Consider the following 22,542-nt stretch of genomic DNA (forward strand, 5'->3'; position numbering starts at 1 on the left):
CGCAAAGGTTCTTCTTTTATGAAACTTGGACCTGAAGCTGGTCAACCAGCTGCCTATCTACCGTCAGATTTAGATAAAAATCTAAGTTTTTATCGCCTGCAAAATACAAGGTTGGTAGCGTCAGCCTTTTTTCAGTCTCGCCAACTTGAAACGCAAGGACTTGAATCTCGTCCCGATAAGCAACACCATGCACACCCGTCCCTGGTTGAATCGAAATCTTAGCTTCTAAAGGACTGCTAGATTCTCTTCGCTTCACTGTAAAGTGGACATTTTCTCCCTTGGTCACAACTAGACTTTTTTCTGAAAACTCTAACTGTTGAACAGCTTCTTTTTTCGACAAGGTAGGTGTTTTATAGAGTGAAATCTTGGTCAACAAAGGCAAAGCCTGTGCCTCTGTAATGATCACACGCACCTTCTGAGCCTCTACCATGGATCCTCGCAAAAGGCGTTTATAGCCAACAGTATAGCCGGATTCAAACTCCTGCCAGACACCATCCAACTCTACCTGAACACGGAAAGCAGCGATGCGTTGCCCCAAATTCAAATCTTCTCTTAACTCAATCACATCAAAAGCTTTAGGTGCACCTAAATCAAGCTCTAATTGGATTGGCAACTCTGCATCACTTGCCCATGAACTGGTCTCTAGCCCATCTGTCAGATGATGACAGGCATAGTCTGGTGATAGAGCAGGGCCAGATACCGTGGCTCCCAAAGCCAAATCTTCTTTATATAGCTCGTCACGGTAGGCAGCAAATTCATAGAGACGCTGGATATCCTTTTCATCAAAGAGGCCATCTTGGTTCGGTGGGATATTAAGCAAGAGTGGAGTTCCCCGCCCTACCGAGTGAAAGTAGATTTCGACCAACTCCTCCAGAGACTTAGGATCCTGATCCTCATGGTAAAACCAGCCCGGCCGAAGAGAAACATCTGCCTCACCGATTGAAAATAGCGTCCCAAAGGGGTCTCCGTGCTGTAGATAATCTAATTCCGCCTCTGTTCCTAACTGGTCTGGCTTGACTTTTTGCCACAAGGGATCCCCTGCATAGCCTCGTTCATTGCCAATCCAGCGAATACTAGTTCCCTCAGTTGAGAAAATCAAACAATCGCCCTGCAAGTCACGAATGGTTTCAAACCAAGTCTCAAACTCATAGTTGACCTTCTGGGCCCCTTCGCCTCGAGCACCATCCATCCACACCTCAGTGAACTTACCGGCATTTCCATAGGCAGGATTTGACAAGATTTCCTTCAATTGAGCCAGATAGTAGGCATTGTAATCCGCTTCTTGGTCCACGTGATAGAGGGGACTGTGAGCATCCCAAGGAGACAAATACACTCCCATATCCATATCAAACTCAGTCACAGCTTGGGAAACCTCAAGGAGCAAGTCCCCCTTTCCATCCCTCCAAGGACTAGCCTTGATCGAATAATCTGTGTGGGATGTCGGGTAGAGAACAAAGCCATCGTGGTGCTTCACCACCAAAATCAGCTTTTTAAAACCCGTTTCTTTAAGCACTCGAACCCATTCACGCGCATCCAACTTAGTCGGGTTAAAACGCATAGGATCCTCTTGCCCACTTCCCCATTCCTGGTCATAAAAGGTATTGGGACCAAAATGGATAAAGGCAGCTAGTTCATCCTCTAAATAATCCAGCTGGGCCTGACTTGGTAATGGTCCATGCGGTTTTATGTTCGTCATCATCTCACATCTCTTTCTCTTGTTCACAAAATTATCCACAACTTGTGGATAAGAAAACATGCCTAAAAACTAGTTTCTCCAAAATCCAGCTCTTAGACTTAGAGGCCTTCACCCCTAAACAGACCTTTGTCAAACAGCTCTGTACTAGGGTTTCTACTAGCTCTCTGGCAAGTTACTAATGTACGGAACTAGTATCAGGGTGCTTCAACACCCTGAGTTATATGTCATTTTCCCCTAGACTTATCCACAGACTGTGAATAAACTAGTGTTCCAGACCGCTCTCTCCTTGACTATAACAAAAAGCGATAGCAGCGTCAATATGACTAAGCTCCCTTCCTAAATCCCCTGAAAAGATTCTATAATTTGTACAATCGTAGCTTTTGCATTCGCCAGCTAGTGAGAATCAGCCAGTAGAAAATGACCTCTTTATCACATTGTGAACAGCACAGCTGTAGTACTATAGCGCCCACAACCTACTCAGATAATCGTTTCTAGCAAAAAATCCCGCAGATTTGCGGGATCTTCTCTTGCATCAATGCGCTAACATTTCTTGGGCGATTTCTTGGCCAGATAGGTTATCTGGGTAGTAGGTTGGCCAGTTATCCATTTCTTCAAAGAGGGCTTCTTGGCTTGTGCCTCCAAAGAAGATATGGAAATGTTCTGCCTTGACTGGGGCGATATTGTGGTCACTAAACTGAACATACTTGAACTGTCCAGCGTCCGCATCTGTCGCTTCAAAGAGGAAGCGCACACCACGATTGCCTTTCTTATAAGTCAAGATTTTCTTGCCGACATACTTATAGGTGAATTTCTTGCTTTGGCCACCTTGAACAAATTCCATAGTGTTATCCGTGATGTTGATTTTGGTCACATCTGTCTGATAGCCTTTTCTATAGTAAGCCTTATACTCATCCTTGGTCATCTTACCAGTCAACTTAGCCTTGTAGTCAAAGACTTGATCAAAAGTTCCATCCTCAAGGAAAGGATAGACAGACTGCCAGTTGCCAGCATAGTCACTCAAGGTGCGGTCCTTGACATCTGCATCCTCAAAGTAACCATTGTGAACTGTCTTGGTATTTTCTTCCTTCTCTGGTTCGATTTCTGGTCCTTCTTGGTCCGTTGTCTGTTTCAAAGCCTTGAGGTTTTTCTCCATCACGGAGATATAGTCCTCACCAGCCTTGGTTGCTTCTTCTGTTAGACTTTCTAGCGGATTGAGCACGTCTAGTTTGACACCTGTTTCTTTTGAGAGTGTATTGGCGAGGGCTTGTGAAGCATTTTCTTCAAAGTAGATATAAGAAATCTTGTTTTTCTTGATATACTCTGTCAATTCTGCCAAACGTGCTGCTGATGGTTCTGCATCTGGTGAGAGACCTGAGATGGATACTTGCTTGAGACCATAGTCCAAGGCAAGGTAGTTAAAGGCAGCGTGCTGGGTCACAAAGCTCTTTTGTTTGGCTTGAGACAAACCATCTGTGTAGGCCTTATCCAAGGCTTGCAATTTTTCGATATAGGCAGCCGCATTCTTTTCAAAAGTCTCTTTTTTATCAGGATAATCTGCTGACAAGCTGTCACGGATATGCTCTACCAGTTTGATGGCGCGTGCTGGTGAAAGCCAAACGTGGGGATCGTAGTCGTGATGGTGTCCCTCACCGCCATAATCATGCCCTTCCTCTTCTTCCTCACCACCTGGCAAGAGGAGCATATCACCTGTTGCCTTGATGGTTTTCACCTTTTTCTTATCCAAGGATTCTAACAATTTTGGAACCCAAGTTTCCATGTTCTCATTTTCATAGACAAAGGTATCTGCGTCTTGGATTTTGGCAACTGCCTTGGCAGACGGTTCGTACTCATGGGGTTCTGTACCAGCACCAATTAGAAGTTCTACATTAGCAGTATCTCCTGCGACTTGCTTGGTAAATTCGTAGACAGGGTAAAAGGTTGTTACGATATTGAGTTTCCCATCTGCCTGTTTTTGATTGGAACAAGCCACTAAAAACAGGGCACATAGACTAGCCAGTAGTAAGCTCAGTTTTTTCATTTCATTCTCCTATTTGATAAAACGTTTCAGTAGACTGACTAACAAAAAGACAGCTACAAAGATAATGGTGATACTAGCGCTGGCAGGTGTTTCCGCATAGTAGGAAATATAAAGTCCTGCCACCATTCCCAAAAAGCCAATAGCGCTGGCTAGTAACATAACGGATTTAAAGTTTTTCCCCAGACGAAGGGCAATACTAGCTGGCAAGACCATAATGGTCGATACCAAAAGAGCTCCTGCAGCTGGAATCATAAGGGCAATGGCCACCCCTGTAACCATGTTAAAGAGGATAGACATGGTACGAACGGGCAAGCCATCCACAAAGGCCGTGTCCTCATCAAAAGTCAGGATGTACATGGGACGTAAGAATAAGAAAGTCAAGAGCAAAACGACCGCAGCAATGGCAAAGAGGAATACCACCTGCTCCTGGCTAATGGTTACAATCGAACCAAAGAGATATTGGTCCAAACTCATGGAGCTCGAACTTTTCCCCTTACTCATGACAATCAGTGACACCGCAAGTCCTGTTGACATGAGGATGGCTGTCCCGATTTCCATAAAGTTCTTATAGACTGTCCGGAGATACTCTAGAAAGACCGCAGCGATTAAGACAATAGCGATGGTTGAAATAGTTGGAGAAATTCCCAAAACCAGACCAAAGGCTACCCCTGACAGAGAAACGTGACTGAGGGTATCACTCATCAAACTCTGACGACGTAAGATAAGGAAAGTCCCAAGAACTGGAGAAAAGAGACTCATGGCAATAACCGCCAAGAAGGCACGCTGCATGAAATCATAAGATAACAAACTAAGCATGGTCCACCTCCTGGTCGCTTTCGTGAACGTTAAAACAACGCCATGGCGAATCTTGGTTACGAACCAGATGGATATTGCGATCCGCATAGTCCTTGACCTCCTCAGGGTCATGGGTAATCATCAAAACAGCCTTGCCATGATGGTGGGCACTATGGTGCATGAGTTCGTAAAATTCATTTTTGCTTCCCGCATCCATCCCTGTCGTTGGCTCATCCAAGACAAAGATATCTGGGTCAGAAGCAAACATCCGGGCAATCACTGCTCGTTGCTTTTGCCCTCCCGAAAGGGAACCAATTCGTTTGTCACGGTGTTCCCACATACCAACTGAGTCTAGACTGGCCTTGATATGTTCCTCATCATGGGCGTTCAAGCGACGGAACCAGCCCTTTCGCGGATAGCGACCCGACTTGACAAATTCATAAACTGTACTTGGAAAACCAGCATTAAAACTAGCTATCTGCTGGGGAAGATAGGCTATCCTAAGTTTTTTCCCATGAGTATTTGTCTTTGAGATGGTTACCTTACCAAATCTTGGCTGCAAGATGCCTAGGCTCGCCTTGATAAGCGTTGTCTTGGCAGCTCCATTTTCACCAGTCAGGGTGACAAACTCCCCACTATCAACACTATAGTTGATATGCTCGAGGACAGGTTCCTTGTCATAATAGAAAGACAAGTCCTCTACTGTAATATACCGCATTATTTGATTTCTCCTACTAAAGCAGTTAAAAACCGCTGGATCACTTCTTGTTCATTTGGAGTAAACTGATTTGCTACTTGTTCATAGGCTAAGAGAGTGTGTTCATGATGATGGTGGTGTTCCTCTGCCACCGGTCGAGCTAGCTCTGTCAGTTGATAAAAGATCACACGCGCATCCTTTGGATCTCTGGATGTCTCTAACATACCCTCTTTGACTAAAGACTTGATAGCCTTGGTCACTGCCGCCTGACTGACATTGAGACGACGAGCCAACTCCGAGTTGGTTAGGGATTCTTCTGACAAGAGCATGAGGATGTGTTCCTGAGTATTGGTCAAGGCAACATCACTGGTACAATGCCCGATCAAAATTTCATGCTGGTTCTCAGATCTCAAGATCACCTCGTTTAAAAAGTTGTCGATTTCCTGTGCAAGCTGTCTCATGTGTTACTCCTTCCCTAGCTATCTTTTTCGTAAAAAAACTTAGATAGCCACCGATTCTTTACTGGTTAATTATATCATAAACCAAAAAAGAGTCAAGGGAAAAAGGCGTAAAAACGTTTCCCTAGACTCTTCTAGATGTAAAATTTAACCTATTTTTGCTTTGGTTTTCGACTCGATAAGATACCTGCCAAACCAGCTACCATTCCCATCAAGAGCAAGAAGATGGACTGCTCACTTCCTGTATTTGGGAGAGCTTTTTCTGAGACAACCGCCTTCTTGCTAAATTGACCTGCCACCTCATAAGTCAATGGCACATTTGTAGTCGCATCGCTAGCAGCTGCATTCGTTTGAGGCGTTTCTACTGGTAGACTAAAGTTTTTAGAATCCACAGAAATCGTCCGTGAGTTCGGATTGATCTTTTCATACTGGGTCAAATCAGCGGTTTTCAGATACTCTTCAAAGGCTGCATCCATAGAAGGGCCTTCTTCACGCGCACCACCTAACATCGTGTAGCCATCTCCACCCGCAGCTAGAAAATCATTGGTTGCAAGATAGTAGGTTTTTGTGAGGTCTAGGAAATCATAACGACCAGTTGTGCGGTTTTTGACCTGGATGGCCAAGACACGTTTACCTGATGGTAGGTTGGTATCATAGTAAACCTTCACACCTGAAACTTGCAAGAAACCACCACTTGGTTCTAGCAATGGTTGTCCGTTCTCATCCAAGACCTTCTTGCCATCTTTATCGACCTGCAAGATAGATCCGAGTGACTTTTCAAACATATCCAAGACTTGTTGCCCCGTCACTTGGATTTGTGAGATAGTATTCCCAAATGGAAGAACGGCAATGACATTTCCTTTCGTAATCGGTTTGCCTTTTGCAATGGTTTCACGCAAGCCACCACCATTTGTCACAGCGATGTCTGTCGGATGGCTAAATCCTGTTTGACCATACTGATAGAGAGAGTCTGCCACGACGTTTCCGAGGTTGGTTTCACGAACCCGAACATTTTCACGATCACCGTTTAGTTCTACAGGGCTATTTGAGACAATCTCAACCGCATTTTCAGCATCGTATTTTTGTTTAATGTCTTTGACTAGTTTTTCAACTGTTGGATTGGCTGGTAATTTTTTAGCATCAGCAGCCGGAATCTGAGTTGGATTGCCCAAAAGCTGACGTGATTTGTAGGTGATTTTCCCTACATTATGAAGGTAGCTTCCCGTCTGGTTATAGGTAACATTATCTCCATAGGTCGTTGATTCTACTGTATGAGAGTGACCGTCGATTACTGTCACACGTTTGCCTTTAAGACGAGGATTTTTAGAGAGAGCTTCTGCCAAAGTTGAACCACGCCATTCGACTGGAGTTGTGGTATCTACACCGAGGTGAGCAAGCACAACATAGTGTTTGTAGTCCTTACCTTCTGCACGAGCCTTGGCTTGGACTTCTTCGATAACCTTATTCACCTCGGAGATTGGATCTGTAAAGGTTACCCCTTTGACATTTTTAGGGTGAGTTTTGGTAGCTGTTTCAGGTGTTGTCACGCCGATTACAACAAACTCATCACCTTCCACAGTCTTATCTTTATCAACGATTGTAGAAGCTTCAAAAAGACGAGCTCCATTGACATAAGTATTTGAGCTAAGTAATGGGAATTTCAAGATTTCCTTGTATTTCTTAGCTTCGTCCAAACCAAAGTCAAACTCATGGTTTCCTACTGCCATGGCATCATACTGCATCTTATTAAGAATTTCAGCACGCGCTTCACCCTTCGTAGAGTTGGAAATCGGTAAACCTTGGAAAGCATCTCCCGCATCAACAACTAGAGTATTTTGATTTGATTTCGCACGTTCCTGCTCGATGACAGTCGCTAATTTAGCATCTCCAATAACTCCCTTTTCCTCTACGATACGACCGTGGACATCATTGGTGTGCAAGATAACGGTGTCCTTTTCTTCGCTTTTAGGAGATTCAACAGGAGCTGACGGAGCTTCTGCAGGTGCAACTGCTTCTGAAGTTGCCGAAGTTTCCGGTACCGCAGGGCTCTCAACAGGAGCTGGAGTCGCCGACGTAGCAGGAGTCACTACGACAGCTGAACTTTCTGCAGGAGTTGTTGCTTCTTCAGCATAGACTTGTCCAGCTAAGAAGGCTGGAGCTAACAGGGCTGTCGACAAGACAGGTAACAAAGAACGTTTGTTCATTTTAAAATCCCTTTCTTTTCTTTTTCTCTTTTATATTATACGCTATTTCTAAAAATTTTGAAACTTTTGACCTATTTTCATCTTAAATATTCGCTATTTAAACAAAAAAGCTTGGGTTTAAATCCCAAACTTTTAGCTTATTTTATTGGAAATCTTTGATATTCCCATCATAGGTCGCCCAGTCCTTGCTAAAGAAGCGGTCATTCATCTTGTAGTCTGGAGCTGGTTTCGGATCCGTCAAGAAAGGATTGACAACCTTATCAAAAGCCAGCCAACCTAACCATCCTAGATGAATGGTATCCTTAACAAAATAAGGGTCCCCTCCATTTTTTGAAAAATCAGCAATATTGGTAAAACCCTGACTTTCTAATTGGTAACGAATTTTCTCCACTGCATGCTGGTACATCTCTTCGCTGAGCCCTGTGTACTCCATCCACTTCTTGTTAACCGGCTGAATGACAAAGAGCACATTGACATTCGACTTAGCAAATTGATTGAGGACCAGCTGCAAATCATTATATTCAGAGGACTTGAGGAAGTTGTAATTTTTTTGATATCCTTCCCATTTTTTTAAATCCTTTTGAATCTCTCTCGTATAGAAATGATTTTCCATCCCCATATCGTTATTGGTCGTATTTGCTTCTGCGTCCTTACGAACAATTTTTTCTAACTCCTCATAAGAAAATTGATCCGGAAGATCTTTTAAATAGTTCTCCACGTGTTCCTTGTACTTGAGTTGTCCTCGAATGGAGAATTGTCCAAAGAGAGCGGATTGTTTTTCGTTGAATCGCGCAAAAAGATCAATAGCAACCTGATCAACATCTGATAATTCTTCACCCTTTGACAGTTTTTGAACAATGCCTTTTAATGCAACATTAGGATTCTGCTTTAACAATCGAATAGCCGCATGCTTTGCAGCAATGTCACCAGATTGATTTCCCAAAAAAGCTGTTAATTGGTCACTGTTAAAAAATCTCTGAAACGCTGCGGGTTCATAATCTGTCTCCGTAAACCACTGAGGCGAAATCACAAATACAGCCTGCTTATTCTCTATTTCTGGCAAAATTTGCTGTAGACCAAAATATTGATTGAGAGAGGCTGCTCCTGCTTGACCTAGAAAGTAAGGACGATAGGGACGATGGTATTTTTCCGCTAAAACAGCTGGATGGACACTATCAAATCGAATCCATTCACTGGACCCTAGAAAAGGAATAAAACGCATATTTGGATCCGTAAGAGCCCTTACTTTTTGGCTTCTCTCTTTAAAACTCTCTGCACTAACAGAAGCCGCCGAGTATTTCTCCTCCGTCAGATTATGGCTTGTTGTACCTGGATAAAAAAAGATGAGTAGAAGAACCAAAAATCCAGCAATGAAGATAGGCCCGAAGATCAGCCACAAGCGTTTAAGCATTCTTCAACTCCGTAATACCTTCTACGATTTTATTAGCCGTATTCCAGTCATCACGACCGAACTCCGTCACTGGAACACGAATGTCAAAACGGTTTTCAATCTCCACAATCAATTCAACCGTTCCCATGCTATCCAAGACACCGGCATCAAAAAGATCTTCATCCATCATGTCAGAAACATCTTCCATAAACAACTCATCAATAATTTCAATAACTTCTGATTTGATATCCATTTTTTACATCCTTTTATTTTTTAAACCATAAATCATTCAAAAATCCAGAAAAGATTAAGAATGAAACCATCACGACATGGAAGGTGACAACCATGCCAAGTAACTGAATCCAGCGATTCTCAGGTAAGGAACCCTTTCCAGCTTTTTTCCGTTCTTTATTGAGCGCTTTTTTCTTACGAACCCAAGCGTCATTGATGACTAGCCCAATCCCATGAAAAAGCCCGTAGGCGATATAGTACCAGGTCACACCATGCCAAAATCCCATAATCAGCATATTGAGAATATAGGCTACACTTGAGGTCACATTGCGATTTTTAAAGACCTTCTTTCTGGTCAACACCATGACCATCCGCATAAAGACAAAATCACGGAACCAGAAAGACAGACTCATGTGCCAGCGATTCCAAAACTCTTTTAAATCCCTTGACAAAAAGGGCTTGTTAAAGTTGATAGGACTATGAATCCCCATCAAGTTTGAAATGGCTAAGGCAAACATAGAGTAGCCCGCAAAGTCAAAGAAGAGCTCCAGACCAAAGGTGTACATGACCGCTAAAGCGTAGAGGTTAAAGAAACCACCTGTCTGCAAGGCCAAATTTTTCAGCGGAGGCAATAATGTCTCTCCTAAAATGTGAGCCAAGATAAACTTGTAGAGGAAGCCAAGCATGATATATTTGACAGCCTCTTCTAGCATATCCATCAGCTCATCCCGCTCAGGAATGGTCTCGTAATTTTCATTGAAGCGTTTAAAACGATCAATGGGACCACTTGAGAAAGTCGGCATAAAGAGAAGAAAACGTAAGAATTGCCAGATCGTTAATTCCTTGATGACACCGTCTCTCAACTCAACGATAACCCCAACTGCACGAAAGGTCAAGTAAGAAATCCCTAAAAATCCAAACAAAGATTGAGGTCCATGAATAGCAGGAGATACTTTCACAAAGACGATTGGCAATAGGGATAAAAAGCTAACTAGGTAAAATATCCATTTACTATCCCGTTGTTTCCTGTACCTTTTGTAGAAAGATACAAGAAGTACTTGCCAGATAACATAAAGGATAAGAGCGATTATTTGATTCGTCTTTCCACCGACCAACATGGTGACGATAAAGAAGAGACTAACGAGCACCTCGTACAAGGCAAAACGTTTCTTGAAAAAAAGACCAATAAAGATAGGTAAAGTCGCAGCAATTACGTATAAAAAGTACTGAAGATCACCATAAGGTTCCAAATGAGGTAGCTGTTTATAAAGCTCCATCATCTACTGTTTACCTCGTTAATCAAGCCCTTGATATCAATTTTACCATTAGGCGTTAGTGGTAAACTGTCTCGATAGAGAAACTTAGACGGCATCATATAGGACATCATGATATCTGCTAGGTCTTCCTTGATAGCCTTGGTAATATCGATATCACGCTCAAACTGCTGACGGACACCGTCTTTTAGGATGACATAGGCCAGTAGATTTTGTACCTTGTGGTCCTTGTTATAACGTGGGACAGCAACAGCCGACTCGATAAAGCGAGACTTGTTGAGGTTTTGAGAGACATCTTCCAGCTCAATGCGATAACCATTAAACTTAATCTGGAAATCCATGCGTCCACCATAGAGAAGCAAGCCCTCATCTGTCATAGTTCCTACATCCCCTGTGTGATAGGCCGAAAGACCTTCGAACTCAAAGAAAGCTTCTGCCGTTTTTTCAGGATTGTTCATATAGCCTTTTGAAACAGCTGGTCCAGAAACGATGATTTCTCCCTGCTCACCATTTGGAACTTTCTTACCTTCCTCATCAATGATAAAGGTCGGAGAATCCGCCTTAGTATAGCCGATTGGCAGGCGTTTGAGAGTCGTCAACATCTCATCAGTGACGGCAACTGCTGACAGGGCTACTGTCGCTTCTGTTGGTCCGTAGGCATTGATAATACGGGCATTTGGGAATCGCTCGCGTAGTTTTTGAGCTGTTTTGACTGTCAATTCTTCACCATCAAAGTAGAAATGCGTGATTCCTGGCATTTTCTCACTGTTAAAGTCTTCTGACAACATGGCCATATCTGCAAAGGATGGTGTTGAGGTCCAGATAGCAATGGGCAAGGAAAAAATCGTCGCAAAGAGTTTTTTGAAGTCCTGAGTAATGGCTGAAGGAAGAGCAAAAAGCGTGCCACCCAGTGCCAAGGTCGGTGCCCAATACATGACAGATAGATCAAAAGAATAAGGGGGCTGAGCCAGCATTTGTGGACGACTTGGTGTCGCAAATTCCTTATCTGTAATCATCCAGTTGGTAAAGCTGAGGAGATTATCATGGGAGATCTGCACTCCCTTAGGCTTACCAGTCGTACCAGAAGTAAAGATGATGTAGTAGTTGTCATCTCCCTTGACTGGATGGGTCATCTCGTAGCTAGAAGCTTGAGCAAAAGCTTCATGGACTTGCTCTAAATTCAGCATCGGTGTGCTAGTTTGCTCTAATGGAAAATCTGAGATAGCAATAATCAAGCTTGGCTCTGCAACTTCTACAATAGCAGAAACTCGTTCCAAGGCCGAATGGCTGTCAATTGGAATGTAGGCATGACCTGACTTAGTTAGCGCTACAAAGGTAGCCAACATCTCATATTCCTGACCACCAAAAACGACGACTGGAGATTTCTCAGGCAAGCCTAGTTGGTCGATAGCTGCAGCCAAACTATCCGAATCAGCCTTCAGTTCACCATAAGTATGTTCTTGACCTAAAACATTGTAGACAGGATATGTTGGTTGCGTTTGAGCAAAGTGCTCAATCGTTTCAATCATATCTTTTATCGGTTTATTAGACACTGTTCCTCTTCTCCTTTAAACTAGAACTCATTATAAATAAAGGTGCCTTGACTCTGACCAAGGTAACTAAAAAAATAAAGTAAACCAAGTAAGATTACAAAATATAGAGCCGTCCGGCCTAAGAATACATGTAAATTTCGTTGTTTTTTCATAAGCTATCCATTAATATATTATTTCTATTAACTATCAGTATGTATTGTTAGCATCTTATCTTCCTAACATTTTACCACTTTATCAACCTTTTTTTCAACTGTTTACCATAACTTAAAAATTGGTTTTAGCTTATTTTAAGATAAGTTAAAATATTAATGTTTTGGCCATCAAAAAAGAGCCTGAGATTTCCATCTCAAACTCTGTTGCCAATAACTCTTTTATCTTAGAAAAGTGAAAATACGAGAACTGCTAAGGCCGCACCAACAATAGGTCCTACAACAGGAATCCAAGCATAAGACCAGTCTCCATCTCCCTTGTTTGGAATTGGAAGAATGCTGTGCATGATACGAGGTCCAAGGTCACGAGCTGGGTTCAAGGCATAACCCGTTGTCCCACCTAGTGAAAGACCGATACCGACAATCAAGGTCCCCACTGCAAAGGTCCCTAATCCTGCCTGAAGGTCATAGAGTCCCAAGGCAAAGATTGTCAAGAGCAAAACAAAGGTTCCAAGGATTTCGCTAACCAAGTTGGATACTATGTTCTTGATTGCTGGTCCAGTACTAAAGGTCGCTAGGATATTTCCTGCATTTTCTTCTACCTCATAGTGTGGTTTGAATTGCAACCAAACTAAAATTTGAGCCACCATCGCTCCAGCGAACTGAGCTAGGATATATGGGAATACCGAAGCCCAAGGCAAGTCACCTTTTAAGGCTACACCAAACGTCACAGCTGGGTTTAAGTGTGCAGGACTAAGTTTGCCAGATACAAAGACGGCAACCGCAACGGCGATCCCCCATCCCATCGTGATGACGATCCATCCTGAATTGTTACTCTTGGTTTTGGGAAGAACCACACCTGCTACAACACCATTTCCTAGGAGGATAAGGATCAAAGTCCCCAAAAATTCTCCAAATAATTCTTTCATCATATCGTTGTCTCCATTTAAAAGAAGGAGAGAGAAGGCAAGGAAAGCTTACCTCCCTCTCTTCTAGTTTTTCTTAATTTTTTAATGCCGCTAAATCGTTGTTAGCAAGTGCTGCTTCAACATCCGCACGGTAGGCTGCTTTTTCTTCTTCGGTCCAATCATAGAATCGTCCCATTTCATCCAGAACTGGCTCAACGATGCTATCTAAACTATCACGCATAAAGAGCATGTGGTTGGTACGACGAAGGAGGAAGTCAACTGGGCTAAGAGCCAATTCATTGCGCATTGCATAGTGAAGGGACAAGGTGTCTGCCAAGCTGAGTCCTGGCGCCTGTTCCAAGCTGTGAGCAAGGGCGAAGACCTTCGGTGCATTTGAACCGTAAAGATTTGCAAGATAGTGAGCTTCCTTGCTATCCAAACCACGTGAAACTCCAAGTTGAGCAAAGGCCTCAATTTCTGAGTCCACATTTGCTGGGTTCAATTCTCCACCTGAAACAGGATAAGTCTTCGAGTTGATCAGTTTAAAGCTACGGTCAAATTCTGCTTTGAGGATATCAACCACGCGCTCCATAGCCCCTTCAGCCATCTTACGGTAGTCTGTGATTTTACCACCAGCAAGGGTCAACAGGCCATTGTCATCACGGTCCAAGCTCGAACCACGTGAAACGGCAGATGGGTCCAAATGTTTCTCAGATGTGCTGCTTTCAAGCTTGCTGACAGCAGATTCAACATCTTCACGCGATTTTTCTTTAGATAGATAAGCCTCGACAGTCGCAATCAAGCTATTGAAGCTTTCGTCGCTAATGGTCCCGTTATTTCCGCCATTGTAGTCAGAAGCGCTATTGCCTGCAATCAATGGACGAAGACCTGCCCAGCTACTTTCGATATCATCAATGGTGATGTTGGCTTCTGGGAAGCGATTGTTGACAATGCCAAGTAGATAATCCACATCTTCCTGCGTCACTTTTGGATGTTCCAAATCACCTGTGTAGTCTGTATCGGTTGTACCAAAATAGGTCTTGTTTTCACGTGGGAGAACAAAGACCATCCGGCCATCTCCCAAGCCTGTGTCAAAGTAAACTGGCTGTGAAACCTTGATCTTACTTGAATCCACTACCAAGTGAACTCCCTTGGTTGGACGCATTTGTGAGAATTGCGTTCCCTTATTAGATAAATTACGTACCTTGTCACTCCAAGGACCTGTCGTATTGATAACCAGACGAGCCTTGATTTCAAAGACTTGGTCTGTCAACAAATCACGAGCTACAACACCTGTAATCTTGCCACTTTCGTCAAAGAGGAAACCTTCTGCCTTAACATGGTTGGCAATGAGGGCACCGTCTTGGTTGGCACGTTTGATGTTTTCAATCACGAGACGCGCATCGTTATTACGGAAGTCAAGGTAAACCCCACCTCCTACCAAGCCTTCTTTTTTCAAGTTTGGCTGGCGTTCCAAGACTTCTTCTTTGCTCAAGACCTTGTTAGCAGCTGGCGTGTTGCTAACACCTGCCAAAAGGTCGTATAAGTCCATGGCTACTTTGAGACGGAAGAGGCTAAAGGTCGCTCCATCTTCATCGTAAACTGGCAAGAGCATTGGATCTGGTTTTGGAATATGTGGAGCGATTTGTTGAACCACCGCACGTTCAGAAACTGTATCTGATACCACTTCTACGTCGAATTGTTTGAGGTAACGCAGACCTCCGTGGACCAATTTTGTTGATCGGCTGGATGTTCCTTCTGCGAAGTCCTGCATTTCAATCAAACCAGTGTCAAGACCACTAGCTGCTGCCTGCAAAGCTACACCAGCTCCTGTAATCCCTCCACCAATAATCAAGAGATCCAAGGTGCGTTCCTGCATTTTTTTAATTGACAATTCACGTGTTTTCTTTGAAAATTCCATATTTACACACTTTCTAACTGAGTCGTTTCATTATTAAACTGATAATTGCATCAAGAAACAGTATTAGTCGTCGATTTCCGCAAAGACTTGCGTTGCTTTCACAGCCTTCTTCCAGCCCTTATAAAGTTGTTCCTTACGAGATTCGTTCATGGATGGTTCGAAGAGTTCTCCTGTCTCGTTCAAGAGTTTCAACTCATCCAAGTTCTTCCAGTAGCCCACTGACAATCCTGCTAGGAAGGCTGCACCTAGGGCAGTTGTTTCCAAGTTTTTAGCGCGTGCGATATCAATTCCCAAGATGTCAGCTTGGAACTGCATGAGGAAGTTGTTCATGGCTGCACCACCATCTACCTTCAAGACTTGGATCGCTGTCTGCGCATCCACTTGCATGGTGTCAATGATATCACGGACTTGATAAGCGATAGATTGCAAAGTCGCCTTGATAAAGTCTTCTTTAGTTGTTCCACGAGTCAAGCCAAAGACAGATCCTCGAGCGTTTTGGTTCCAGTATGGTGCCCCTAGTCCTGTAAAGGCAGGTACGACATAGACTTCGTCATTATTGTGAGAATTGAGAGCATATTTTTCAGACTCTGGTGAGTTTTCCACCATGCGAAGACCGTCACGAAGCCATTGAATGGCACTTCCTGCGATGAAGATAGAACCTTCCAAAGCATAGTAAACCTTGCCGTTAATACCATAACCAATCGTTGTCAAGAGGTTGTTTTCAGACAACTGCATCTCTTCACCAGTGTTCATGATGATGAAGGAACCAGTTCCGTAGGTATTTTTAACCATGCCAGGCTCAAAAGCTAACTGTCCAAAGAGAGCTGCCTGCTGGTCACCAGCCATACCAGAGATTGGAACTTCTCCACCGTAGAAATGGAATGGAGCTGTCTTGCCGTAGATTTCAGAGTTAGAACGAACTTCTGGAAGCATAGCCTTAGGAATATTAAGGATTTCCAAAATCTCGTCGTCCCATTTAAGATCCTTGATGTTATAGAGCATGGTACGAGCTGCGTTTGAGTAGTCGGTCACGTGAGCTGCGCCGTCAGTCAATTTCCAAACCAACCAAGTATCAATGGTACCAAAGAGCAATTCACCCTTTTCTGCTCGCTCTTGAGCACCTTCTACATGATCCAAAATCCAACGAACCTTAGTCGCTGAGAAGTAAGCATCAATGATCAAACCAGTCTTTTCATGGAATTTTTCCACATAACCTTGGCTTTTCAGTTGCTCAGCCAGAGGGGCAGTTTGGCGTGATTGCCAAACGATAGCATTGTAGATAGGGAGTCCTGTTTTCTTATCCCAGACGACAGTAGTTTCACGTTGGTTGGTAATTCCGATTGCCTCGATTTGACTTGGTTTCACACCACTTTCGATGAAAGCACCCGCAATAACTGACTGAACAGAGTTCCAAATTTCATTGGCATTATGCTCTACCCAACCTGCTTGAGGGAAAATCTGAGTGAACTCTTTTTGACTAGAACTGACCTTTTCTCCTTTTTTGTTAAAAATGATGGCACGAGAACTAGTAGTTCCTTGGTCAATAGCCATGATGTATTTTTCTTGTGACATGTGCTGTCCTCCTGATAAAATCTTGAGGGGGTTCCTCTTTACAGTAACTAGTATACAAAATAAAGCGTTTTCTTGTTTATCAATTTTTTTAAAATTTTAAAAAAAAGTGAGGAGATTGTGCGAATTTCACAAAAAAGACCTGAGAATTCAGGCCTTTTAAGCAAAGAGCATCTGACGAATCTTCGCCAAATCTTCCATATCCAAATCATTTTTTAAATAATAGACCGGAGTCTGTTCTTTCTTATGAATCGGATTGTTGGTAATCAACAAATCATAATGTCGACTGGGGTCATAGGCTTCAATGGCAATAAAACGATTGTATTCCAAATACCGTTTCAAAATGGCAGCCATCCTAGAAAAGACAAGGAAACCAGATGTCAAATCCAGACCAATCCTCATATGTTGGCCACCATTTTCTGCCATATACTCTATCAACTGAAGCCATTCCCAGAGAATTTTCTTATCCAGGTCGGTTCCCTGATGAAAGGCTGGCAAAATATGAAAAATTCTCTCTGCAGTCCCTCTAAAATCATGCTCCATCAGCAAATAAGGATGGCGATTCTCCGTCTGGTATCTGTACTGATCTTGTAAAACATAGCCCTTGTATAGATAAACTTGACCGCAGAGCTGGCTGAGTTCATAGGTGACATGGTCCTCTGTGTAGTCCCCCAGCAACTCCTCCTTCTTCATTTCTTGAATCAATTGCGTCAGCAAATCGGCTAATTGCCCTCCAAAACCAAGAATATACTCCATAGTATGAAGAGGAAGAATACGATGGGAAAGGAGAAATGAAAAGAATATCATCATCTCACCATCCTCAGTTCCTAAAGGGATGTGTTGCCCAGCAAAAAAGGACGGAGCCTTTCGAAGCAAACGAAGGTAGAAAATATTGTCAAAATACCCCTGCATTTTTTCTTCTATGACTTGAAACTGACAGGCATTGACCCGAAGACGCTGTTGACTGATATGAGCCCAGAGAACCAAGTCCAATTTCTGACCTGAAGACAAGCTAGCACCGCAGATTTCTTCTAGAGTAGCAATATCCTGCTTTCTCTCAGCTTTCTGCATATGACTTTCCCACTCCTGACTGGACCAGACCTTGCGGAAAAGGCAGAAATAAAAGTAACGAATCTGATGCTCTGGACCTCGCCAACGACCATTTTGGATGGATAAATCAAACTCTGACAAAATATGATTCAAGCTAGACAAATGGCGACCAAGCGTGGCCTCGCTAATCATCAATTCTTGAGCCAACTGATGAGCTAGAAACTGTTGGTGATAAAGAAGGTAAACCAAAATTTGGTACTTAATGGCATTGTCTAGAAACAAGCTCCGAATCTCTCTCCCCTTGGTAGCTGCACCAACCGACAAACGCAGATTTTCATCTTCCAAGTGGATGGTCAGCTCTAGTCCTCTTTCCAAGGCATTTTCGTTAATCAGAGAGATATACTTGGTTAAGGTCGCCTTTGAAAATCCTGTTTCTTCCATGGCTTTCTTGACTGTTGTCTGCGAATCTTGTAATAGAAAGGAAAGGACAAAAAATTGACCAGATTCTGCTTTTTCCATCAAATCACCTAAATACATTTGTTACCCCTTTCATTTTCTCCTACAAGCATAGCATAAATCTTAGAAATGCTGAAATAATCTGTTTCTCATTTTATTTTAAAGCTGATTTCCTCGTCATTATTTCAGAGAAACAGCAAACACACGGCTCCCCCTTTGGGCATTTTTATGCTAAAATAGTAGCTATGGATAAAATTATTAAAACTATATCAGAAAGCGGAGCCTTTCGTGCTTTTGTCCTTGATAGCACTGAAACCGTCCGCACTGCTCAAGAAAAACATCAAACTCAAGCCAGTTCGACTGTTGCACTTGGTCGTGCCCTTATCGCTAGCCAAATTCTCGCAGCCAATGAAAAAGGAAATACCAAGATTACTGTAAAAGTTCTTGGAACGAGCTCTCTCGGTGCCATCATCACGGTCGCAGATACCAAGGGAAATGTCAAAGGCTACGTTCAAAATCCAGGTGTTGACATCAAAAAGACTGCAACTGGTGAAGTTCTAGTCGGACCTTTTGTTGGAAACGGTCAATTCCTCGTTATCACAGACTATGGTACTGGAAATCCCTACAACTCCATGACTCCTCTCATCTCTGGGGAAATCGGTGAAGACTTGGCCTATTACCTTACTGAAAGCCAACAAACCCCTTCAGCAGTCGGCCTCAATGTTCTTTTGGATAAAGACGACAAGGTCAAAGTTGCCGGAGGTTTCCTTCTCCAAGTATTGCCAGGGGCCAAGGAAGAAGAGATTGCCCGCTTTGAAAAACGCATTCAAGAAATGCCAGCCATCTCAACCCTTCTAGAAAGCGATGACCATATCGAAGCCCTTCTCAAGGCCATCTATGGTGACGAATCTTACAAACGTCTATCTGAAGAAGAAATCCGTTTCCAATGTGACTGCAGCAAAGACCGTTTTATGAACGCTCTTGCCAGCCTTCCAAGCTCAGACCTTGAAGAAATGAAAGAGGAAGACCACGGGGCAGAAATCACTTGTCAATTCTGCCAAACAACTTATAACTTTAATGAAAACGACCTGGAGGAACTCATTCGTGACAAATCTTAATACACCTTTTATGATTGGCAATGTTGAGATTCCCAATCGTACCGTTTTAGCACCCATGGCTGGTGTCACCAACTCAGCCTTTCGTACCATCGCAAAAGAGCTCGGAGCTGGACTCGTTGTAATGGAAATGGTCTCTGACAAGGGGATCCAATACAACAACGAAAAAACTCTACACATGCTTCACATCGATGAAGGCGAAAACCCCGTTTCTATCCAACTCTTTGGTAGCGACGAAGACAGCCTCGCACGCGCAGCAGAATTCATCCAGGAAAACACCAAGACTGATATCGTCGATATCAACATGGGCTGCCCAGTTAACAAAATCGTGAAAAACGAAGCTGGCGCTATGTGGCTCAAGGATCCAGACAAGATCTACTCTATTATCAACAAGGTCCAATCTGTCCTTGATATCCCCCTCACTGTCAAAATGCGTACAGGCTGGTCTGATCCATCCCTAGCCGTGGAGAATGCTCTCGCTGCTGAGGCTGCAGGTGTCTCTGCCCTCGCTATGCACGGCCGTACCCGTGAACAAATGTACACAGGTCACGCAGACCTTGAGACCCTTCACAAGGTTGCTCAAGCTTTGACCAAGATTCCATTCATCGCCAACGGTGACATCCGCACTGTCCAAGAAGCCAAACAGCGTATCGAAGAAGTCGGGGCTGACGCTGTCATGATTGGTCGCGCAGCCATGGGAAATCCCTACCTCTTCAATCAAATCAACCACTACTTTGAAACAGGAGAAATTCTCCCTGATTTGACTTTTGAAGACAAGATGAAAATCGCCTACGAACATTTGAAACGCTTGATTAACCTCAAAGGAGAAAACGTAGCCGTTCGTGAATTCCGCGGCCTCGCTCCTCACTACCTCCGGGGGACATCTGGCGCTGCCAAACTTCGTGGAGCCATTTCACAAGCTAGCACCCTAGCAGAGATTGAAGCCCTCTTGCAATTAGACAAAGCATAATAGAAAAAACCGTAACTCACTTGGAGTTTACGGTTTTTTAGATCCTAGGAAAACCTAGGTACTATTATTGAATCAAGGCAACGCTCGAAACTTTACCATCCGCACCTGTTGTAATTTGGATGATTTTTCCGCCACCGATTTTGGCATTATACTTGCCATCATCAAGAGTGTAAGAATAGCCTCTGATAGAATAGTTTTCTTTCTTTCCATCTGCAGTTTCTACTGTAAATTGGCCCCCTGATGAAACCGTAATAGTTTCGCCATTTGCTCCCTTCCAGTTGCCTGCAGCTGCTGAGAAATCACCATCGACCATGGTTAAAACACCCTTGTAGCGTTTGTTGTGTTCTGCTTGCTTGTCTTGAAGTTGGCGGTCAGTTGTTGGATCATAGCCTGACTGGTTAGACTGGGCTTGAGAACCTTGCTGAGTTGAAGGTGCCTGAGATGGGGCTTGTTGACTAGGAGCTGCTTGTTCTTGTCTTGATTCAGGTGCTGGTTTCGCTTGTGACTGATCTGCCGTTGTAGAAGACTGACCAGAAGATGCCTGAGCCTTTTCAGATGAAGCTGAGCTTGAAGATTTTTGTGTCTTGCTTTCTTTGCTAGAAGAAGCTGCTTTAGAACTTGATGATTGACTTGTCTTGGCAGAGCTGCTGGTTTGAGTGGTTTCGTTTTTATTTCCACAAGCTCCCAGTAGCAAGGTAGAAGCCAATACAGTCGCTGCCATCAATTTGATATAGGTTTTCTTTTTCATTTTTCTACTCCTTTGTAACATTTTTGAAATGTTAAGAAATCTTTTTGTAATATAATTGTAACATTGGGCTTTGAATCTGTCAACTATTTAGAGAAACTATTTTAAAAAAATTTCTCTCTACTATTTCTATTCGTAATTGAAACGAAAAAATAGAAAATTTCTTAGATTAGAGTCCTATTTTTTGCATCGCTTTTGTGTAATCGCTTGCATTGCATTAGATAAAGGAATATAATAACATTGAAATAGAATATAGGAGGTGCACTCTTATGCTAAATAAGTATTACAAGTATCTTCCTTGGTTGATTTTGGGAGCTATTGGCTCTTATCAATCAGCCACTTACTATGCGCGAACTGCATTTGATGTCTTCTATCTGACTACAATCTTTTTGATTGTTTATATCGCTTTGTTATTTTTGCACGAGAACTATCTCAAGTATCGATATAAAGACTTCTTTACTCACATGTTGAGTAATCCTAAGAAAGATAGCCATTCATAAAAAATGATGATAAATAAAAAGGTCGGGAAAAGTTCCCGGCCTCGTTTTTTATTTCAATCGATAGGTTTTTCTTGGTTTCTTTTTAGGAACTCGTTTGAGTCCGACTTCTTCTACATATTCGCCGTATTTTACGAGAAAGTTATTGCTGACGATGGGCCGACCTGGGTTGATGAGATTGACCAGTTCAGTTCCTTCGTAGACAGTGAACTCCTCTTCCAGCAGATAAAGGAAGGTCGGATTCCAGTCGAGACGGCCTTGGATGCGTTTGATGGATTCTTGGATAATGGCATAATGGTCAAAGGCGAAGGCTCTCTCCTCCAACTCTACTCCCTCTAGGAAGCACTTGCCCGTCCGAAAATCCACATCTACAAAAACCACATCCTTAGCATCGTCTCCAGCCTGAACGAGGTCTAATGCACGACTAGGCAAATAAACCAAGTGGGCGATGGTCACTGTCCAGCCACGTGGGTCACGACCAGGAGTCGATACGGTCAGCAATTGCTCGATTTTTTCTAAAGGAAGATCGAGATTGACTTCTTCTCTCACCTCGCGTTGACAGGCATGCGCAGCATCCTCTCCCTTATCCATAAAGCCTCCAACCAGAGCCAAACAGTTTTGATAAGGGTGGGCCTTGCGACGGATCAACAGAAGCTTAATTTTTCCTTCGACAAAGCAGTAGGCTACCATATCTACCGTCACACTTGGCTTTTCATATTGAGGGAGTTCTTGCTTGTAATACCAGTCTAAAAACTCCTCTTGACTTGCATGAATTTCAAAATATTCTTTTTCCGTCATTCCTGTTGGAATCTTTATGTCTGCCATC

The 22,542-nt window shown here is 43.1% G+C and carries 20 protein-coding genes; 3 read left to right on the forward strand and 17 right to left on the reverse strand.

Features of this window, described 5'->3' with window-relative positions:
- Positions 1-16: 16 nt before the first annotated feature.
- From GMD5S_RS0207510 to GMD5S_RS0207580, 15 genes are all read right to left on the reverse strand, one after another.
- On the reverse strand, positions 17-1,696 hold the full coding sequence (locus tag GMD5S_RS0207510; RefSeq protein WP_008280219.1) for an alpha-L-fucosidase: 1,680 nt from the start codon (positions 1,694-1,696) through the stop codon (positions 17-19).
- Positions 1,697-2,228: 532 nt separating this feature from the next.
- The gene (gene adcA, locus GMD5S_RS0207515; protein ID WP_000736544.1) at positions 2,229-3,734 is read right to left on the reverse strand and encodes a zinc ABC transporter substrate-binding lipoprotein AdcA; all 1,506 of its coding nucleotides are present in this window, start codon (positions 3,732-3,734) and stop codon (positions 2,229-2,231) included.
- A gap of 9 nt (positions 3,735-3,743) precedes the next feature.
- A complete protein-coding gene (locus tag GMD5S_RS0207520; protein WP_000950029.1) occupies positions 3,744-4,550 on the reverse strand; it encodes a metal ABC transporter permease in 807 nt (268 codons plus the stop codon).
- Complete coding sequence (locus tag GMD5S_RS0207525) at positions 4,543-5,247, reverse strand: metal ABC transporter ATP-binding protein (RefSeq protein WP_001269482.1); 705 nt, start codon at positions 5,245-5,247, stop codon at positions 4,543-4,545. The genes GMD5S_RS0207520 and GMD5S_RS0207525 overlap by 8 nt, the downstream gene beginning before the upstream one ends.
- Positions 5,247-5,687, reverse strand: coding sequence for a zinc-dependent transcriptional regulator AdcR (gene adcR / locus GMD5S_RS0207530; protein ID WP_001249326.1), 441 nt, complete (start codon positions 5,685-5,687; stop codon positions 5,247-5,249). The genes GMD5S_RS0207525 and adcR overlap by 1 nt, the downstream gene beginning before the upstream one ends.
- A gap of 149 nt (positions 5,688-5,836) precedes the next feature.
- Positions 5,837-7,888 carry a cell surface ecto-5'-nucleotidase Nt5e gene (nt5e, locus tag GMD5S_RS0207535; RefSeq protein WP_001042707.1) on the reverse strand — a complete coding sequence of 684 codons (2,052 nt, stop codon included), beginning with the start codon at positions 7,886-7,888 and terminating at the stop codon, positions 5,837-5,839.
- A 142-nt stretch (positions 7,889-8,030) separates the two neighbouring features.
- Positions 8,031-9,299: a D-alanyl-lipoteichoic acid biosynthesis protein DltD gene (gene dltD / locus GMD5S_RS0207540; protein ID WP_000919836.1), complete on the reverse strand. Its 1,269-nt coding sequence runs from the start codon at positions 9,297-9,299 to the stop codon at positions 8,031-8,033.
- Positions 9,292-9,531 (reverse strand): D-alanine--poly(phosphoribitol) ligase subunit DltC, encoded by a 240-nt coding sequence (gene dltC / locus GMD5S_RS0207545; protein ID WP_000351972.1) that lies wholly within the window; start codon positions 9,529-9,531, stop codon positions 9,292-9,294. The genes dltD and dltC overlap by 8 nt, the downstream gene beginning before the upstream one ends.
- A gap of 13 nt (positions 9,532-9,544) precedes the next feature.
- Entirely contained in the window at positions 9,545-10,789 is a 1,245-nt protein-coding gene (gene dltB, locus GMD5S_RS0207550; RefSeq protein WP_000970388.1) for a D-alanyl-lipoteichoic acid biosynthesis protein DltB, read from the reverse strand.
- Positions 10,786-12,336, reverse strand: a complete 1,551-nt coding sequence (gene dltA / locus GMD5S_RS0207555) for a D-alanine--poly(phosphoribitol) ligase subunit DltA (protein ID WP_008293142.1) — start codon at positions 12,334-12,336, stop codon at positions 10,786-10,788. The genes dltB and dltA overlap by 4 nt, the downstream gene beginning before the upstream one ends.
- A gap of 20 nt (positions 12,337-12,356) precedes the next feature.
- Positions 12,357-12,488: a teichoic acid D-Ala incorporation-associated protein DltX gene (locus GMD5S_RS0207560; protein ID WP_008276434.1), complete on the reverse strand. Its 132-nt coding sequence runs from the start codon at positions 12,486-12,488 to the stop codon at positions 12,357-12,359.
- Positions 12,489-12,712: 224 nt separating this feature from the next.
- Positions 12,713-13,417 (reverse strand): MIP/aquaporin family protein, encoded by a 705-nt coding sequence (locus tag GMD5S_RS0207565; protein ID WP_000975175.1) that lies wholly within the window; start codon positions 13,415-13,417, stop codon positions 12,713-12,715.
- Between the two features lie 70 nt (positions 13,418-13,487).
- Positions 13,488-15,314, reverse strand: coding sequence for a type 1 glycerol-3-phosphate oxidase (glpO, locus tag GMD5S_RS0207570; RefSeq protein ID WP_000395894.1), 1,827 nt, complete (start codon positions 15,312-15,314; stop codon positions 13,488-13,490).
- A gap of 63 nt (positions 15,315-15,377) precedes the next feature.
- Entirely contained in the window at positions 15,378-16,886 is a 1,509-nt protein-coding gene (glpK, locus tag GMD5S_RS0207575; protein WP_000076795.1) for a glycerol kinase GlpK, read from the reverse strand.
- A gap of 156 nt (positions 16,887-17,042) precedes the next feature.
- Positions 17,043-18,470, reverse strand: a complete 1,428-nt coding sequence (locus GMD5S_RS0207580; RefSeq protein ID WP_000280553.1) for a helix-turn-helix domain-containing protein — start codon at positions 18,468-18,470, stop codon at positions 17,043-17,045.
- A gap of 164 nt (positions 18,471-18,634) precedes the next feature.
- Between GMD5S_RS0207580 and hslO the strand changes: the two genes are divergently transcribed.
- Both hslO and dusB read left to right on the forward strand, forming a co-directional pair.
- Positions 18,635-19,507 (forward strand): Hsp33 family molecular chaperone HslO, encoded by an 873-nt coding sequence (hslO, locus tag GMD5S_RS0207585; RefSeq protein WP_000357830.1) that lies wholly within the window; start codon positions 18,635-18,637, stop codon positions 19,505-19,507.
- The gene (dusB, locus tag GMD5S_RS0207590) at positions 19,494-20,474 is read left to right on the forward strand and encodes a tRNA dihydrouridine synthase DusB (protein WP_000183317.1); all 981 of its coding nucleotides are present in this window, start codon (positions 19,494-19,496) and stop codon (positions 20,472-20,474) included. Before hslO ends, dusB begins: the two co-directional genes overlap by 14 nt.
- A gap of 64 nt (positions 20,475-20,538) precedes the next feature.
- Here the strand turns inward: dusB and GMD5S_RS0207595 are convergent, their stop codons facing one another.
- Entirely contained in the window at positions 20,539-21,222 is a 684-nt protein-coding gene (locus GMD5S_RS0207595) for a hypothetical protein (protein ID WP_000730907.1), read from the reverse strand.
- A 266-nt stretch (positions 21,223-21,488) separates the two neighbouring features.
- Here GMD5S_RS0207595 and GMD5S_RS0207600 point away from each other — a divergent pair, with 266 nt between their 5' ends.
- Positions 21,489-21,719, forward strand: coding sequence for a hypothetical protein (locus GMD5S_RS0207600; RefSeq protein WP_000933129.1), 231 nt, complete (start codon positions 21,489-21,491; stop codon positions 21,717-21,719).
- Positions 21,720-21,767: 48 nt separating this feature from the next.
- On the opposite strand, the gene GMD5S_RS0207605 is transcribed toward GMD5S_RS0207600, so the two are convergent.
- Positions 21,768-22,541, reverse strand: a complete 774-nt coding sequence (locus GMD5S_RS0207605) for an NUDIX domain-containing protein (RefSeq protein ID WP_000763407.1) — start codon at positions 22,539-22,541, stop codon at positions 21,768-21,770.
- Position 22,542: the final 1 nt, after the last annotated feature.

The sequence above is a fragment of the Streptococcus sp. GMD5S genome, from assembly GCF_000298715.2.
Taxonomy (GTDB): domain Bacteria; phylum Bacillota; class Bacilli; order Lactobacillales; family Streptococcaceae; genus Streptococcus.